The organism is Streptomyces zinciresistens K42, assembly GCF_000225525.1.
GTDB classification, from domain to species: Bacteria; Actinomycetota; Actinomycetes; order Streptomycetales; family Streptomycetaceae; genus Streptomyces; species Streptomyces zinciresistens.
In genome coordinates this window covers 59,960-75,141 of the sequence record NZ_AGBF01000016.1, presented here as the reverse complement: position 1 = coordinate 75,141, position 15,182 = coordinate 59,960, and the positions used below count along the sequence as shown (strand labels likewise).

Below are 15,182 nucleotides of genomic sequence, written 5' to 3'. Positions count from 1 at the left end.
CCGGAGAGAGCAGCCCCCTTCATGACCTCTGCATCCGCCCCCCGTGACCTGCGCGCCGAGTTGGACACCCTGACCACCGAGGCGTTCCGGCCCGAGCTCGCCGAGATCGACCAGTTGCCGACCCTCGACCTCGCCCGCCTGATGAACGGCGAGGACGCCTTCGTGCCCTCCGCCGTCGCCGCCCGTCTGCCGGAGATCGCCGCCGCCGTCGACGCCGTAGCGGCGCGGATGGCCCGCGGCGGGCGCCTGATCTACGCGGGCGCGGGCACCGCCGGGCGCCTCGGGGTCCTCGACGCCGCCGAGTGCCCGCCCACCTTCGCCACCGACCCCGGCCAGGTCGTCGGCCTCGTCGCGGGCGGCCCGGAGGCGGTGGTCACCTCGGTGGAGGGGGCCGAGGACTCCGCCGCGCTGGCCCGCGCCGACCTCGACGCCCTCACGCTCACCCCGCAGGACACGGTGGTCGGCGTCTCCGCGTCCGGGCGCACCCCGTACGCCGTCGGCGCGGTCCGCCACGCCCGTGCGGCGGGCGCGTTGACGGTCGGGCTGTCCTGCAACCCCGGCAGCGCCCTCGCCGCCGCCGCCGAGCACGGCATCGAGGTCGTGGTGGGCCCCGAACTGCTGACCGGCTCGACGCGCCTGAAGGCGGGCACGGCGCAGAAGCTGGTGCTCAACATGCTGTCGACGATCACGATGATCCGGCTCGGCAAGACGTACGGGAACCTGATGGTCGACGTCCGCGCCTCCAACGACAAGCTGCGCGCCCGCTCCCGCCGTATCGTCGCCCTCGCCACCGACGCGGACGAGGACGCCGTCGACCGGGCCCTGACCGCGGCGGACGGCGAGGCCAAGACGGCGATCCTCATGCTGCTCGCGGACGTGGACGGCCCCACCGCGGCCAAGCTGCTGTCCGGCGCCGACGGTCATCTGCGGGCCGCCCTGAAGAACGCGGCCCGCTGACCGTCCGCGCCGTCCGCGCCGTCCGCCTCTAGGGGCGCGTCCCCTCCTCCCCGCGCAGGGCGGCCACCAGCCGCTCCGCCGTACGCAGGTTGCAGCGCCCGAGCTGCACCAGGGCGAACGGCTCCTTCCCGGCACCGGTCACCGGGTCCACGCACAACGAGGGCAGGACGACACCGACATCTCCCAGGGCCTCACGCAGGGACGCCACGACTTCCTCGGTCGACCGCACGCTGCTCCACCTCTCCACTCAGAGTTCATCGTTCGCGACACAGAGTGGCGGACGGGGCTCTAACCTGGCCATACCGGAGATTCCAACAGGCGTGTTGTTCGATCGGGGGAGTTGTCGTGCCGGGACCCAAGGACCTCGACCCGTCGTCGTCGCCCCGTGCCCTGCTGGGGGCCGAGCTGCGCCATGTGCGCGAAAGGAAGGGCCTCAGCCAGGAGGCGCTGGGCATGCGGCTGTTCGTCAGCGGCACGTTCATCGGCCAGTTGGAGGCCGGCACCAGACGACTGCGGCCCGACCTGGCTCCGATGCTCGACGAAGTGCTGGGCACGGACGGCTTCTTCGCACGCAACTGCCACGCGTCCCACAAGTCCCGTTATCCCGAGCACTTCGCCGAGGCGGCCGAGGCGGAAGCGGAGGCGACGGCCATCCGCGAGTACGCGCCCCTGCTGATCCCCGGACTGCTCCAGACGGACGCGTACGCGCGGGCCGTGAACCGGGCGTTCGACCCGACGGCGCCCGAAGCCGTCATCGAGGACTGGGTGGAGGGGAGGATGGCCCGGACCCGCCTGCTCGACCACCCGACAAGGCCCTTGTTGTGGGCAGTTCTCGATGAGGCCGCGTTGCGCCGTCCTACCGGCGGCCGGGCCGTGATGGCCGACGCCCTGCGTCACCTCGCGTCCCTGGCCCGCCGGAACAGGGTCATCGTGCAGGTGCTCCCGTTCGAGTCCGGGGCTCATGCGGCCATGGAGGGCCCCGTCAAACTGATGGAGTTCGAGGCCGCCCCGCCGCTCGCGTACTTCGAGGGAATCCGCACCGGACGGCTGGAGGACGACCCGGCGACGGTCGCGCAGGTGAGGTTCACCTACCAACTGCTCACCGCCTGCGCGCTCGCGCCCGCACAGTCGCTGGCCCTGCTCGACGCGTTGGCGCAGGATTACTCTTATGAAGAGCATCCCTGATCACGAACTGAGCGCGGCGGACTGGCACAAGTCGAGCTACAGCGGCGGCGGGGGCGGCAACTGCCTCGAATACACCAGGGACTTCCTCCCGGCCGTCCCCGTCCGCGACTCCAAGACCCCCCAGGGCCCCGCCCTCGTCTTCGGCGCGGAACCATGGTCCGCCTTCGTGAATGCGGTCAGGATCTGACCTACCCCGCTCCTACGGTGGTCCCATGACCGACACCAAGCACGACAGCAGCACCGACGAGCGCACCGATCTCCTCCAGACGCTCGCCAAGCACCGGCACTTCCTCCGCTTCACCGTGCGGGACCTCACCGACGAGCAGGCGGGCAGGCGCAGCACCGCCAGCGAGCTGTGCCTCGGCGGGCTGATCAAGCACGTGGCGTCGACGGAGCGCGGCTGGGCGGAGTTCATCGAGCGGGGCCCGGCCGCGATGAAGGACGCGTCGGAGATGACCGAGGCCGACTTCGCCGCGCGTACGGACGGGTTCCGGATGCTGCCCGGCGAGACGCTGGAGGGCGTGCTCGCGGAGTACGAGGAGGTGGCGCGGCGGACCGACGAGCTGGTCGCGGGCCTGCCCGACCTCAACGCCTCGCACCCGCTGCCGCAGGCCCCGTGGTTCGAGCCGGGCGCGCGCTGGTCGGCGCGCAGGGTGCTGCTGCACCTGATCGCGGAGACCGCTCAGCACGCCGGGCACGCCGACATCATCCGGGAGTCCCTGGACGGGGCGAAGTCCATGGGCTGAGCCTTGGCGAATCGGGCCCGCACTGCACAGACTGGGCCTTATGAACCACGCGCAACTGACGGCACTGGGCCGTGCTCTCCGCCTGGTCGGCGAGCACGGCGACGCCCTGACCTCCGACACCCCGGACGCGAGGCTGCACGAGGTCAGGGCGGATCTGCGCCGGGCGCTCGACCTGCTCGACGAGAGCGTCGGCTCGGCCGCCCCGGCCACCCGCTGCCCGGAGCACCCGGGCGGCCCGGTGGACCCGGCGGCACCCGATCTGTGCCTGCTGTGCGAGACGCGGCGCAGGGCCGCGCGCCGCTCCGAGTACAACGGCACGGCCCCGGCGGTGCCGCGGGGTCCCGAGCAGTCGGCGCCGTCGCGGTACGGCGTACGGGGTGACCGTCCGCAGCCCCAGCAGCGCTGGCTGCCGGAGCTGTGGAACGGGCAGGAGTGGCAGTTGTGCGGCACCCCGCGCCGCGACCGCCGGGAGGCGGAGCTGTATCTCGCCGCCCAGCGGCGCGGCCCGCGGCCCGCGGCGGCCTACCGGCTCGTGCACGAGTTCACCGACTACGAGGTGCTGCGCGTCTGGGGCACCCCGGTGAAGGTCGACATCGAGCCGCTGGGCAATCTGTAGCCGGGCACCCCGGCCTGTCCGCTGGACGCCGGTGCCGCGGCAGGCGCTAGGACTTCACGCCCGCGGGCTCGGCGGCGGGACCGGCCACGGGTGCGCCGACCGGGGACGCGGCGACGTGGCGCGGGATGAAGGCGGCGACCACGAAGGCCAGCAGAGCGGCCCCGGCGCCCACCGCGAGGACCACCTTGAAGGCGTTCTCGGAGGGGAGGGCGTACCCGCCGAGGTCCGTCGTCATCTGGGCGAGGATCACCCCGGCGACGGCGCTGGCGGTGGAGGTGCCCAGGGAGCGCATCAGCGTGTTGAGGCTGTTGGCGGCGGCCGTCTCCGAGGGCGGCACGGCGCCCATGATGAGGGCCGGCATGGAGCCGTAGGCGAAGCCGATGCCCGCGCCGATGATGCAGGCGATCAGGATGAAGTGCCAGACCTGGGACATCAGGACGATGTTGAGACCGTAGCCGACGGCGACGATCAGGACGCCGATCATCAGCGTGACCTTCGGGCCCCGGGCCCGGGAGACGGCCGCCGACACCGGGGCCGTGGCCATCATGACCAGGCCGGAGGGCGCCAGGCACAGGCCCGCGACCAGCATCGACTTGCCGAGGCCGTAGCCGGTCTGGGCGGGGAGCTGGAGGAGCTGCGGGAGGACCAGGCTCATCGCGAACATGGCGAAGCCGACCGCGATCGAGGCCAGGTTCGTGACCAGCACCTGGCGGCGGGCGGTGGTGCGCAGGTCGACCAGCGGCTCGCCGGTGCGCAGTTCCCACCAGCCCCAGGCGAGCAGGATCAGCACGGCCGCCGCGAACAGGCCGAGGGTGGTGCCGCCGGTCCAGCCCCAGTCGGCGCCCTTGGAGATCGCGAGGAGCAGGCAGACCAGGCCGGCCGCCAGGCCCACGGCGCCGACCAGGTCGAAGCGCCCGCCGGTGCGCACCGCGGACTCGGGCACGAACAGCACCACGCAGACGAGGGCGAGCACGCCCATCACGGCCGACGTCCAGAACAGGACGTGCCAGTCGAAGTTGTCGGCGATGACGGCGGCGGCGGGCAGGCCGAGGGCGCCGCCGATGCCGAGGGAGGCGCTCATCAGGGCGGTGGCCGAGCCGAGCCGGTCGGCGGGCAGTTCGTCGCGCATGATGCTGATGCCGAGCGGGATCACACCCGAGGCCAGGCCCTGGAGGACCCGTCCGGCGATCATCGGTATGAGGGAGTCGCTGAGCGCGCAGACGACGGAGCCGCCGATCAGCATGACGACGCTGACCAGCAGCATCCGGCGCTTGCCGTACATGTCGCCGAGCCGGCCCATGACGGGTGTGGCGACGGCGGCGGCGAGCAGGGTCGCGGTGACCGCCCAGGCGGTGTCGGACGCGGGGGCGTCCAGCAGCTTCGGCAGTTCCGGGACGATCGGGATGACCAGCGTCTGCATCAGCGAGACGACGATCCCGGCGAAGGCCAGCACCGCCACCACGGCGTTCGACCGCGGCAGGGCTCCCCCGTCCGAGGCGGGAGGTGCAGGGGCGTGGGACATGGAAGTGCCTCCGTCGGCGTACGGGCGTGCACACGCACGCGTAATTGACCGAGGCAACCTTAAGTCAGTTGATTGACTTACTCAAATGACAGAGGTCAGGCCCCCGCCCGGCGGGACGGGGGCCTGACCGGCCGGACGCGCTCAGCTCAGGGTCTTCAGCGAGGCCGCGTCGTAGGGCGCCAGCTCCTCGAACCGGCCCGCGAGCACCTTCGCCGCCCACTGCGGGTCCTGGAGCAGGGCGCGTCCGACGGCCACCATGTCGAACTCGTCGCGCTCCAGGGCGTCCAGCAGGTCGTCGATGCCCTTGGTCGGGGAGCCCTCCCCGGCGAAGGCGCCGAGGAACTCGCCGTCGAGGCCGACCGAGCCGACGGTGATGACGGGCCGGCCCGTCAGCTTCTTCGTCCAGCCCGCGAGGTTGAGGTCCGAGCCGTCGAACTCCGGAATCCAGTAGCGGCGGGTGGAGGCGTGGAAGGCGTCGACGCCGGCCGCGGCGAGCGGGGTCAGGATGGCCTCCAGCTCCTCGGGGGTCTCGGCGAGACGGGCGTCGTAGGCCCCCTGCTTCCACTGCGAGTAGCGGAAGATCACCGGGAACGAGGGCGAGACCGCCTCGCGCACCGCGGCCACGATCTCGGCGCCGAACCGGGTCCGGGCGACCGGGTCGCCGCCGTAGGCGTCCGTACGGCGGTTGGTGCCGGACCACAGGAACTGGTCGACGAGGTAGCCGTGCGCGCCGTGGATCTCGACCCCGTCGAAGCCGATGCGCTCGGCGTCCGCGGCGGCCCGCGCGAAGGCGCCGACGACGTCGTCGAGGTCGGCGCGGGTCATCGCCCGGCCGGTGGCCTCCTCCTCGCCGATGCGCAGCCCGGAGGGGCCGACGGCGGGGGCGTCCGCGAAGGGCGGCTGGCCCTGCTCGCGCACCATGCCGATGTGCCACAGCTGCGGGACGATCGTGCCGCCCGCCGCGTGCACCGCCTCGGCGGCCTTCGCCCAGCCCGTCAGCTGCTCCTCGCCGTGGAAGCGGGGCACCCGGTCGCTCTGCCCGGCGGACTCGTGCCCGACGTAGGTCCCCTCGGTGACGATGAGGCCCACCCCGGCGGCGGCCCGGCGGGAGTAGTACGACGCCACGTCCGCGCCGGGGACGCCGCCCGGGGAGAACATGCGCGTCATCGGCGCCATCGCGATGCGGTTGGGGACGGTGAGGCCGTTGATGACGGCCGGCCGGGACAGGATCCGGGCCGCACGGGAGGCGGCGGACTCGCTGACGGTCACGGGGAGGACTCCTCGGAATCGGGCAGGCACCAGGCGCGAACCGTCTGGTATGTGCACATGCATTGTTGCACTCACTGAACCAAACGCCCGCACGCCCCCACCGATTCCCGCTGTGACCTCACCCACCACTCCCGCCACGCGCGCCCCCGGGGGCACGCGTGGCGGGCGCGCCCGCCACTAGCGGGACCGGCGGGCCACCGCGACGGTGCGGTCCGGGACGGTCACCTCGGCCCAGGAGTCGACGACCACGCACGAGCTGAACTGGCGGGTGACCTGCACCTGGTACGTCCGCTGCTTGATGCCGACCCGGTAGCTCAGCCGCTCGCCCGCGGGCACCGTGAGGGGCTTGCTCCAGCCCTTCGGGAAGGACGCCTCGGCCTCGACCGTCACCGGCCCCATGGCGTTGATCTCCGCCACTGCCCGACCGAGCGAGCCGCCGATCTCCCCCGAGACCTCGCCCTTCAGACGGGCGCCTTCCGCGGCGACGGCGGAGTCGCGCACGAGGGCCGGGCTGTCCCGGTTGTCGATCGTTCCCGACGCGACCACCTTGTACCAGGAGGAGGCCATCTCGGTGTACGTCCTGCGCGAGATGTCCGCGCAGTCCGGCCGCGCCGACGCGGCCTCGGCGGTCAGCCCCGTCAGCACGCCCGCGAGGACGGCCGATGCGGCGGCGACGGCGGTGAACTTGCGGGCGGAACTGCGCACTTGGTCTCCCCGATGGCGGATTCCGCCTCGGTCGGTGGCGGAACAGTCACTCGAAGTTACCGGCCCGTACGCCGCCCCCGCCACGCTTCTGATCAAGATTTGAGCCGGGCCCGGAGTCCCCGAAAAGCCCGAGGGCGGCACCCCCCGCCGAAGCTGGGGGTGCCGCCCTCGGTGAGGACGTGATCAACCGTCAGGTCGATCAGAAGTCCATGTCACCGCCCGGCATGCCGCCGCCGGCCGGCGCGGCGGCCTTCTCCGGCTTGTCGGCGATGACGGCCTCGGTGGTGAGGAAGAGCGCGGCGATCGACGCGGCGTTCTGCAGCGCGGAGCGCGTCACCTTCGCCGGGTCGATGATGCCCTCGCCGACCAGGTCGACGTACTCACCGGTCGCGGCGTTCAGGCCGTGGCCCGGGGTGAGGTTGCGGACCTTCTCCACCACGACGCCGCCCTCAAGGCCGGCGTTGACGGCGATCTGCTTCAGCGGGGCCTCCAGGGCGAGCTTGACGGCGGCCGCGCCGGTCGCCTCGTCACCCTCCAGCTCCAGCTTCTCGAAGACACCGGAAGCCTGGAGCAGGGCCACGCCGCCACCGGCGACGATGCCCTCCTCGACGGCCGCCTTGGCGTTGCGCACGGCGTCCTCGATGCGGTGCTTGCGCTCCTTGAGCTCCACCTCGGTGGCGGCACCGGCCTTGATGACCGCGACGCCGCCCGCGAGCTTGGCCAGGCGCTCCTGGAGCTTCTCGCGGTCGTAGTCCGAGTCGCTGTTCTCGATCTCGGCGCGGATCTGGTTCACGCGGCCGGCGACCTGCTCGGAGGAGCCGGAGCCGTCGACGATGGTGGTCTCGTCCTTGGTGATGACGACCTTGCGGGCCTTGCCCAGGAGGTCCAGGGAGGTGTTCTCCAGCTTGAGACCGACCTCCTCGGAGATGACCTCGCCGCCGGTGAGGATGGCGATGTCGTTCAGCATCGCCTTGCGGCGGTCGCCGAAGCCCGGGGCCTTGACGGCGACGGACTTGAAGGTGCCGCGGATCTTGTTGACGACCAGCGTGGACAGGGCCTCGCCCTCGACGTCCTCGGCGATGATCAGCAGCGGCTTGCCCGACTGCATGACCTTCTCCAGGAGCGGGAGCAGGTCCTTGACGTTGGCGATCTTGGAGTTCGCGATCAGGATGTACGGGTCGTCGAGGACGGACTCCATACGCTCCATGTCGGTGGCGAAGTACGCCGAGATGTAGCCCTTGTCGAAGCGCATACCCTCGGTGAGCTCCAGCTCCAGACCGAAGGTCTGGGACTCCTCGACGGTGATGACGCCTTCCTTGCCGACCTTGTCCATGGCCTCGGCGATGAGCTCGCCGATCTGGGTGTCGGCGGCGGAGATGGAGGCCGTGGAGGCGATCTGCTCCTTGGTCTCGACGTCCTTCGCCTGCTCCAGCAGGGCGGCGGAGACGGCCTCGACGGCCTTCTCGATACCGCGCTTGAGGGCCATCGGGTTGGCGCCGGCGGCTACGTTGCGCAGGCCCTCCTTGACCAGGGCCTGGGCGAGCACGGTCGCGGTGGTCGTACCGTCGCCGGCGACGTCGTCCGTCTTCTTGGCGACTTCCTTGACCAGCTCGGCGCCGATCTTCTCGTACGGGTCCTCGAGCTCGATCTCCTTGGCGATGGAGACACCATCGTTGGTGATCGTGGGGGCGCCCCACTTCTTCTCGAGGACGACGTTGCGGCCCTTGGGGCCGAGCGTCACCTTGACGGCGTCCGCGAGCTGGTTCATGCCGCGCTCGAGGCCGCGCCGCGCCTCCTCGTCGAACGCGATGATCTTGGCCATGTGAAGTGGTCCCTCCAGGACTGGGGGTGATTCCTTCGGACCGCGCCCGCGCCCGCGACGGACGGCTCGCCGGCCGCGTGGTTCCTTGCCCCACTTGGCCCGCGGGCCTCACCGACCCGGTCCTTCGTTGTCACTCTCACCTTCAGAGTGCTAACGCAATGATTAGCACTCGACCCATGAGAGTGCAAGGCGCTTCGGGGATCGGGCGGGGCGCTCAGCCGGGGGCGAACAGCGCGCGACCGGCCCCCGGACACGACGAAGGACCCGCACCCCGGGAGGTGCGGGCCCTTCGAAGAAGTACGTCGCTGCTGTTCGTCGACGCGTGCTTCAGCCGGTCGCCAGCCGGACCATGTCCGCCTGCGGCCCCTTCTGGCCCTGCGAGATCTCGAAATCGACCCGCTGGCCCTCTTCCAGGGTGCGGTACCCGTCCATCTGGATCGCGCTGTAGTGGACGAAAACATCCGCACCACCGTCGACCGCGATGAAGCCGTACCCCTTCTCCGCGTTGAACCACTTGACGGTGCCCTGAGCCATGCCTAACTCCCCTATTACTGGCCCTTGCACAGATCCACACTTCGCGGATCCGGGTCAGACCTCACCCCCCATCGGACGGGGGCGTGCGCCGGAACGCGTCGACCGCGGCTGAATGTATCTGCCCAACTGCCGTCTGCAACAGGTCAATCGGACGAGAATTCCGGGCACGACCGGTCGGGAATGTGGGGACAATTACCCTGACTTCAGGTCAAGTCGGGCCCGGCAAAAGGAGCATAAGCCGCGTAACACCCGCACACTTTGGCTACTTCTTGTCCTGGCGGGCGGTGGAAATCAAGGACTGCCGCCCTGAGGCGGCGGCGCGTTCCCCAACTGTACCCCGCTCAACCACACAGAATTGCCCCCTCCGGTTCTCTCGCGGAGGGGGCAATTCGATGAACTCTCGGTGATCGGCATTACCGAAGGTAATGTTCGGTCATTCGGTCAGCCTCCGGCGACCGCCGGAATGATGGAGACACCGGCGCCGTCGGGCGTCGCCGTCTCCAGCCCCTGCTCGAAGCGGACGTCGTCGTCGTTCACGTACACGTTCACGAAGCGGCGCAGCCTGCCCTGGTCGTCCAGGACGCGTGCGGCGATCCCCGTGTGGTTCTTCTCCAGGTCGGCGATGACCTCGGCCAGGGTGGCGCCCTCGGCGGCCACTTCGGCCCGGCCGCCGGTGTAGGTGCGCAGGATGGTCGGGATGCGGACGTTGACGCTCACGAAGGAACCTCCGGTCGGGTGTACGGGCCCCAGGGGCGGGGGATGTGCGCGCGGCCGGGCCGGCCGCGCGCGGGGGCGGCGGTCAGCCGAGGCCGGCCTCGCGGAACGACTCCAGGCTGGGGCGGATCGTCGCGGTGAGTCCGGTGCCGGCCACCGCGTCGAGCGTCTTGAGGCCGTCACCGGTGTTCAGCACGACGGTCGTCAGGGCCGGGTCGAGCACGCCCGCCTCGATGAGCTTCTTCGTGACGCCCACCGTCACCCCGCCCGCGGTCTCCGCGAAGATGCCCTCGGTCCGCGCCAGCAGCTTGATCGCGTCCACGATCTGCTCGTCCGTGACGTCCTCCACCGCGCCCCCGGTGCGGCGCGCGATGTCGAGGACGTAGGGGCCGTCGGCCGGGTTGCCGATGGCGAGGGACTTGGCGATGGTGTCCGGCTTCTGGGGGCGGACCACGTCGTGGCCGGCCTTGTACGCCGCGGAGACCGGCGAGCAGCCCTCCGCCTGGGCACCGAAGATCTTGTACGGCCGGTCCTCGACGAGCCCGAGCCCGATCAGCTCCTGAAGCCCCTTGTCGATCTTGGTGAGCTGTGAGCCCGAGGCGATCGGGACGACGATCTGGTCCGGCAGCCGCCAGCCCAGCTGCTCGCAGATCTCGTACGCCAGCGTCTTGGAGCCCTCGGCGTAGTACGGCCGCAGATTGACGTTCACGAAGCCCCAGCCCTCACCGGCCGAGTCGCCGATCAGCTCGGAGCAGAAACGGTTCACGTCGTCGTAGTTGCCCTCGATGCCGACGAGCTCGCCGCCGTAGACCGCGGCCATGACGACCTTGCCCTGCTCCAGGTCGTGCGGGATGAACACGCACGAGCGGAACCCGGCGCGGGCCGCCGCGGCGCCCACCGCGCCGGCCAGGTTGCCGGTGGAGGAGCAGGAGAGCGTGGTGAAGCCGAAGGCGCGGGCGGCCTCCAGGGCCTGGGCGACGACCCGGTCCTTGAAGGAGTGCGTCGGGTTGCCGGAGTCGTCCTTGACGAACAGCCTGCCGGGCTCGGCCCCGAGTTCGGCCGCGAGGTGGTCGGCCTGGACGAGCTTGGTCCAGCCGGGGTTGAGGTTCGGCTTGCCGGCCACGTCGGCGGGGACGGGCAGCAGCGGCGCGTAGCGCCAGATGTTCGCGGGGCCCGCCTCGATCCGCTTGCGGAGTTCCTCGGTGTCGTAGGCCGAGAAGTCGTAGGCGATCTCCAGCGGGCCGAAACACTCCTCGCACGCGAAGAGCGGGCCGAGGGGGACCCGGTGGCCGCACTCGCGGCAGGAGAGCGCCGCGGCGGGTCCGAGGTCGACGGTGGATCCGGTGGTGCTTGCAACAGTCTGCGCAGCCATGTGAGGCGAGGCCCTTTCTCCTCATCTTCCTCACGACGCATCTCGCCGTGAGACGGATTTGGCACCTTCCCTAGCCGGGAGCCTCGCGGAATGATCAACACTGATCTACGAGACCGGCTGGAGGGTTGCCGGGGCTTCAACGGGCCGTGTCCCTCTGCCCCTCTGGATGAGCGGTATTCGGTTGTTGGCGACGGCCGACCCGGACATGCGATGGTCACCGGCGTTGTTCAAGACTGTAACCGAAGGCCAGGACAGTTGAGATAGCCGTCCGCACCGCGAGACGGATCACACACCGTCCCGACCGTGTCCCGACAGCGAGGAGCCGCCCACCGTGCTGGAAGAAGTCGAACGCTGGCTGACCGACCGCTCCTGGTCGGTGGCCGACCGTCCGCTCCACCAGATCCTGGCCGCAAAGCAGCGCACGGGCCAGTCGGTCTCCGTCGTGCTGCCCGCGCTCGACGAGGAGGAGACGGTCGGCGAGATCGTCTCGGTCATCCGGCACGACCTGGTGCTCCAGGTCCCGCTGGTCGACGAGATCGTCGTCGTGGACTCCGGCTCCACCGACCGCACCTCCGAGGTCGCCGCGGCGGCGGGCGCGCGCGTGGTGCACCGCGACGCGATCCTGCCGCGGCTGCCGGCCGTGCCCGGCAAGGGCGAGGTGCTGTGGCGCTCGCTGTTCGTCACGGGCGGCGACATCGTCTGCTTCGTCGACGCCGACCTGCGGGAGTTCTCCTCCGACTTCGTCACCGGGATCGTCGGCCCGCTGCTCACCGACCCCGGCGTCGACCTGGTCAAGGCGATGTACGACCGTCCGCTCGGCAATGCGGCGGGCCAGGGCGGCCGGGTCACCGAGCTGATGGCGCGCCCGCTGCTGAACATGCACTGGCCGCAGCTGGCCGGTTTCGTGCAGCCGCTGGGCGGCGAGTACGCGGCGCGCCGGTCGCTGCTGGAGCGGCTGCCGTTCCCGGTGGGGTACGGCGTCGAGCTCGGCATGCTGATCGACGCCCTGCACCTGGTGGGCCTGGACGCGCTCGCGCAGGTGGACGTGGGCGTGCGCAAGCACCGCCACCAGGACGGGCAGGCGCTCGGCCGGATGTCCGCCGCTATCTACCGCACGGCGCAGCTGAGGCTGGCGCGCGGGCATCTCGTACGGCCCTCGCTGACCCAGTTCGAGCGGGGCCGGGACGGTTTCGAGCCACGGACGTACTCCGTGGACACCGAGGAGCGGCCGCCGATGGCGGAGATCGCCGAGTACGCGGCGCGCGAGGTCGCGTAAACGCCGGAAACCGGCCGTACACAGGCCGTGCACGGTCCCCCCACTGAGCGGAACCGCACGTTTGAGCGTTTCCGCGCCGGGCTAGGTTGAGGCTTATGGCTTCCACGCAGGGTGCGCCGAGCGCGCAGGGCGGTGCCAGGGTCCTGGTCGCCTCCAACCGCGGTCCGGTGTCGTACGAGGTGGGCGAGGACGGCTCGCTGCGCTCGAAGAGGGGCGGCGGCGGGGTCGTCTCCGGTCTGTCGGCGATCGGGCCGGACGCGGGCGCGCTGTGGGTGTGCTCCGCGCTGTCCGACGGGGACCGGGAGGCCGTGCGGCGGGGCGCCGGCGAGGACGGCGTGCTGATGCTGGACATCCCGGCCGACGTGCACGCGGACGCCTACAACGGCATCGCCAACTCGGTGCTGTGGTTCGTCCACCACATGCTCTACCAGACACCGCTGGAGCCCGTCTTCGACGCGGAGTTCCGGCGCCGGTGGGCGTCGTACGAGACCTACAACCGGGCCTTCGCGGAGGCGCTGGCGCGGCAGGCGGCGCCGGGGGCGGCCGTGCTGGTGCAGGACTACCACCTGACGCTGGTGCCGGGGATGCTCCGCGAGCTGCGCCCCGACCTGCGGATCGGCCACTTCTCGCACACCCCGTGGGCGCCCGCCGAGTACTTCCGGATGCTGCCGGACGACATCGCGGGGCAGGTGCTGCGCGGGATGCTCGGCGCGGACCGGCTGGGCTTCCTGACCCGGCGCTGGGCGGACGCCTTCGAGGCGTGCCGCGACGGGTTCGCCGGGGGGCCCGGGGCCACGCGGATCGGTGTGCACGGGCTGGGCGCGGACGCGGACTTCCTGCGGGCGCGGGCGCACGAGCCGGACGTGGAGGAGCGGATGGCGGCGCTGCGGGAGGAGATCGGCAGCGCCCCGGACGGCACGGCCCGCAGGACGGTGGTCCGGGTCGACCGGACCGAGCTGTCGAAGAACATCGTGCGCGGCCTGCTGTCCTACCGGCAGCTCCTGGAGGACCACCCCGAGTGGCGCGAGCGCGTGGTGCACGTGGCCTTCGCCTACCCCTCACGGCAGGACCTGGCCGTGTACCGGGACTACACGGCCGAGGTGCGGCGGGTCGCCGAGGAGATCAACTCCGCCTTCGGCACGCCCGGTTGGCGGCCCGTCGTACTGCATGTGAAGGACGACTTCGCGCGCTCGCTCGCCGCGTACCGGCTGGCGGACGTGGCCCTGGTCAACCCGATCCGCGACGGTATGAACCTGGTCGCGAAGGAGGTGCCGGTCGTCTCGGACGAGGGGTGCGCCCTGGTGCTGTCCCGGGAGGCGGGCGCCTTCGAGGAGCTGGGCGAGGACGCGATCGCCGTCAACCCGTACGACGTCGTCGGCACGGCCCACGCGCTGCACGAGGCCCTGTCGATGGGCCCGGCGGAGCGGGCGGACCGTGCCAAGCGGCTGGTGGCCGCGGCCACGGCCCTCCCCCCGGCCCGGTGGTTCCTGGACCAGCTGCACGCCCTGGAGGAGGGCCCGGCGGGTCAGCCCGCCTGAGCGGCGAGTGCGCGCAGCAGGCGCACGACGCCCTGCGGGCCGTCCACCACGATGTCCGCCCGCTCCGACAGGGCGGTGACCTCCTCGCTGGCGCTGCACACCAGCAGGCCGGGGACGCCCTCGGAGCGCAGGCCGTCGACGGCGGCGTAGGCGGGCAGGTCGCCGAGGTCGTCACCGGCGTAGAGGACGGACTCGGCGCCCAGGTCGCGGACGAGGGCGGTGAGGGCGACGCCCTTGTCCATGCCGGGCGGGCGCAGTTCGAGGACCATCCGGCCGGGTTCGACGACGAGTCCGTGGGCGCCCGCGAGGCCGGTGAGCGGGCCGCGCAGGGCGTCGAAGGCGCCCTGGGGGTCGGCCGCGCGGCGGGTGTGGACGGCGACGGCGTGGCCCTTGTCCTCGGTCCGGCTGCCGGCCGCGGCGGGGCCCGCGGCCGCGAGGACGCCGGGCAGCGCGGCGCGCACGGCGTCGACGCCGGGGTGCGGATCGGGCGCGGTGACCTCGTCGCGGGCGGCGTCCCAGCGCTCGGCGCCGTAGTGCCCGAGCACGACGAGGTGGTCCAGGCCCGGGGCGCCGGCGAATCCGCCGTGGCGCACGGCGACGGCGGCCGGGCGGCCGGTGATCACGGCGACGGCGGCCGCCTTCGGTGCCAGCGCGGCGAGCGCGGCGAGCGCCCCGGGGTGGGCCCGCGCCTGCTCGGGGTCCGGCACGATCGGTGCGAGCGTGCCGTCGAAGTCCAGCGCGATCACCGCGCGGCCGGGCCGGGCGAGGATAGCGGCGAGCCCGTCGCGGCCGGGGCCGGTGACGGGGTCCGGCAGGGCGTCCGGGGACGGGTCCGGGCCGGAGCGGGGTTCGGGGGCGGAGTCGGTCAGGTCCTGGTGACTGGCCATACGACGACCCTATCCAGCGCGGCCGGGGCCTACCCCTCG

General features: G+C 71.9%; 15 protein-coding genes, 1 pseudogene and 1 riboswitch. Of the genes and pseudogenes, 7 read left to right on the top strand and 9 right to left on the bottom strand.

All coding sequences use genetic code 11. The annotated features are described in order from the left end of the window. The first annotated feature begins 21 nt into the window (after positions 1–21). Positions 22–957 carry an N-acetylmuramic acid 6-phosphate etherase gene (gene murQ, locus SZN_RS08380; protein WP_007493282.1) on the top strand — a complete coding sequence of 312 codons (936 nt, stop codon included), beginning with the start codon at positions 22–24 and terminating at the stop codon, positions 955–957. Between the two features lie 46 nt (positions 958–1,003). Here the strand turns inward: murQ and SZN_RS08375 are convergent. Next, positions 1,004–1,186 (bottom strand): annotated as a pseudogene (locus SZN_RS08375) (hypothetical protein); the annotation flags it as partial. Positions 1,187–1,302: 116 nt separating this feature from the next. On the opposite strand from SZN_RS08375, the gene SZN_RS08370 reads away from it, so the two are divergent. From SZN_RS08370 to SZN_RS08355, 4 genes are read left to right on the top strand one after another with little or no spacing between them, the layout of a single operon-like run. Then, the gene (locus SZN_RS08370; RefSeq protein WP_007493277.1) at positions 1,303–2,142 is read left to right on the top strand and encodes a helix-turn-helix domain-containing protein; all 840 of its coding nucleotides are present in this window, start codon (positions 1,303–1,305) and stop codon (positions 2,140–2,142) included. Continuing rightward, positions 2,126–2,329 carry a DUF397 domain-containing protein gene (locus SZN_RS08365; RefSeq protein WP_007493276.1) on the top strand — a complete coding sequence of 68 codons (204 nt, stop codon included), beginning with the start codon at positions 2,126–2,128 and terminating at the stop codon, positions 2,327–2,329. Before SZN_RS08370 ends, SZN_RS08365 begins: the two co-directional genes overlap by 17 nt. Before the next feature lie 25 nt (positions 2,330–2,354). Continuing rightward, positions 2,355–2,888, top strand: a complete 534-nt coding sequence (locus SZN_RS08360; protein ID WP_007493275.1) for a DinB family protein — start codon at positions 2,355–2,357, stop codon at positions 2,886–2,888. Between the two features lie 40 nt (positions 2,889–2,928). Next, a complete protein-coding gene (locus tag SZN_RS08355) occupies positions 2,929–3,504 on the top strand; it encodes a hypothetical protein (RefSeq protein WP_007493274.1) in 576 nt (191 codons plus the stop codon). A 46-nt stretch (positions 3,505–3,550) separates the two neighbouring features. Here the strand turns inward: SZN_RS08355 and SZN_RS08350 are convergent, their stop codons facing one another. The 7 genes from SZN_RS08350 to thrC all read right to left on the bottom strand — a co-directional run bounded on the left by SZN_RS08350 (position 3,551) and on the right by thrC (position 11,442). After that, complete coding sequence (locus SZN_RS08350) at positions 3,551–5,026, bottom strand: MFS transporter (protein WP_043729258.1); 1,476 nt, start codon at positions 5,024–5,026, stop codon at positions 3,551–3,553. Positions 5,027–5,167: 141 nt separating this feature from the next. Continuing rightward, positions 5,168–6,295: an NADH:flavin oxidoreductase gene (locus tag SZN_RS08345; RefSeq protein WP_007493272.1), complete on the bottom strand. Its 1,128-nt coding sequence runs from the start codon at positions 6,293–6,295 to the stop codon at positions 5,168–5,170. 177 nt (positions 6,296–6,472) lie between these two features. Next, positions 6,473–7,000: a hypothetical protein gene (locus tag SZN_RS08340; RefSeq protein ID WP_007493270.1), complete on the bottom strand. Its 528-nt coding sequence runs from the start codon at positions 6,998–7,000 to the stop codon at positions 6,473–6,475. A gap of 199 nt (positions 7,001–7,199) precedes the next feature. Continuing rightward, positions 7,200–8,822, bottom strand: a complete 1,623-nt coding sequence (gene groL / locus SZN_RS08335; RefSeq protein WP_007493269.1) for a chaperonin GroEL — start codon at positions 8,820–8,822, stop codon at positions 7,200–7,202. Positions 8,823–9,149: 327 nt separating this feature from the next. Next, positions 9,150–9,356 carry a cold-shock protein gene (locus tag SZN_RS08330; protein ID WP_007493268.1) on the bottom strand — a complete coding sequence of 69 codons (207 nt, stop codon included), beginning with the start codon at positions 9,354–9,356 and terminating at the stop codon, positions 9,150–9,152. A 441-nt stretch (positions 9,357–9,797) separates the two neighbouring features. After that, positions 9,798–10,073, bottom strand: a complete 276-nt coding sequence (locus SZN_RS08325; RefSeq protein ID WP_007493267.1) for a MoaD/ThiS family protein — start codon at positions 10,071–10,073, stop codon at positions 9,798–9,800. A gap of 82 nt (positions 10,074–10,155) precedes the next feature. After that, positions 10,156–11,442, bottom strand: a complete 1,287-nt coding sequence (gene thrC, locus SZN_RS08320; RefSeq protein WP_007493266.1) for a threonine synthase — start codon at positions 11,440–11,442, stop codon at positions 10,156–10,158. Positions 11,443–11,460: 18 nt separating this feature from the next. Next, positions 11,461–11,615: riboswitch (SAM riboswitch) on the bottom strand. Positions 11,616–11,773: 158 nt separating this feature from the next. On the opposite strand from thrC, the gene SZN_RS08315 reads away from it, so the two are divergent. Both SZN_RS08315 and SZN_RS08310 read left to right on the top strand, forming a co-directional pair. Further along, a complete protein-coding gene (locus tag SZN_RS08315; RefSeq protein ID WP_007493265.1) occupies positions 11,774–12,718 on the top strand; it encodes a glucosyl-3-phosphoglycerate synthase in 945 nt (314 codons plus the stop codon). Between the two features lie 95 nt (positions 12,719–12,813). Further along, positions 12,814–14,256 (top strand): alpha,alpha-trehalose-phosphate synthase (UDP-forming), encoded by a 1,443-nt coding sequence (locus SZN_RS08310; protein WP_007493264.1) that lies wholly within the window; start codon positions 12,814–12,816, stop codon positions 14,254–14,256. Here SZN_RS08310 and otsB read toward each other — a convergent pair. Next, complete coding sequence (otsB, locus tag SZN_RS08305) at positions 14,244–15,143, bottom strand: trehalose-phosphatase (RefSeq protein ID WP_007493263.1); 900 nt, start codon at positions 15,141–15,143, stop codon at positions 14,244–14,246. The two genes, SZN_RS08310 and otsB, sit on opposite strands and share 13 nt — an antisense overlap. Positions 15,144–15,182: the final 39 nt, after the last annotated feature.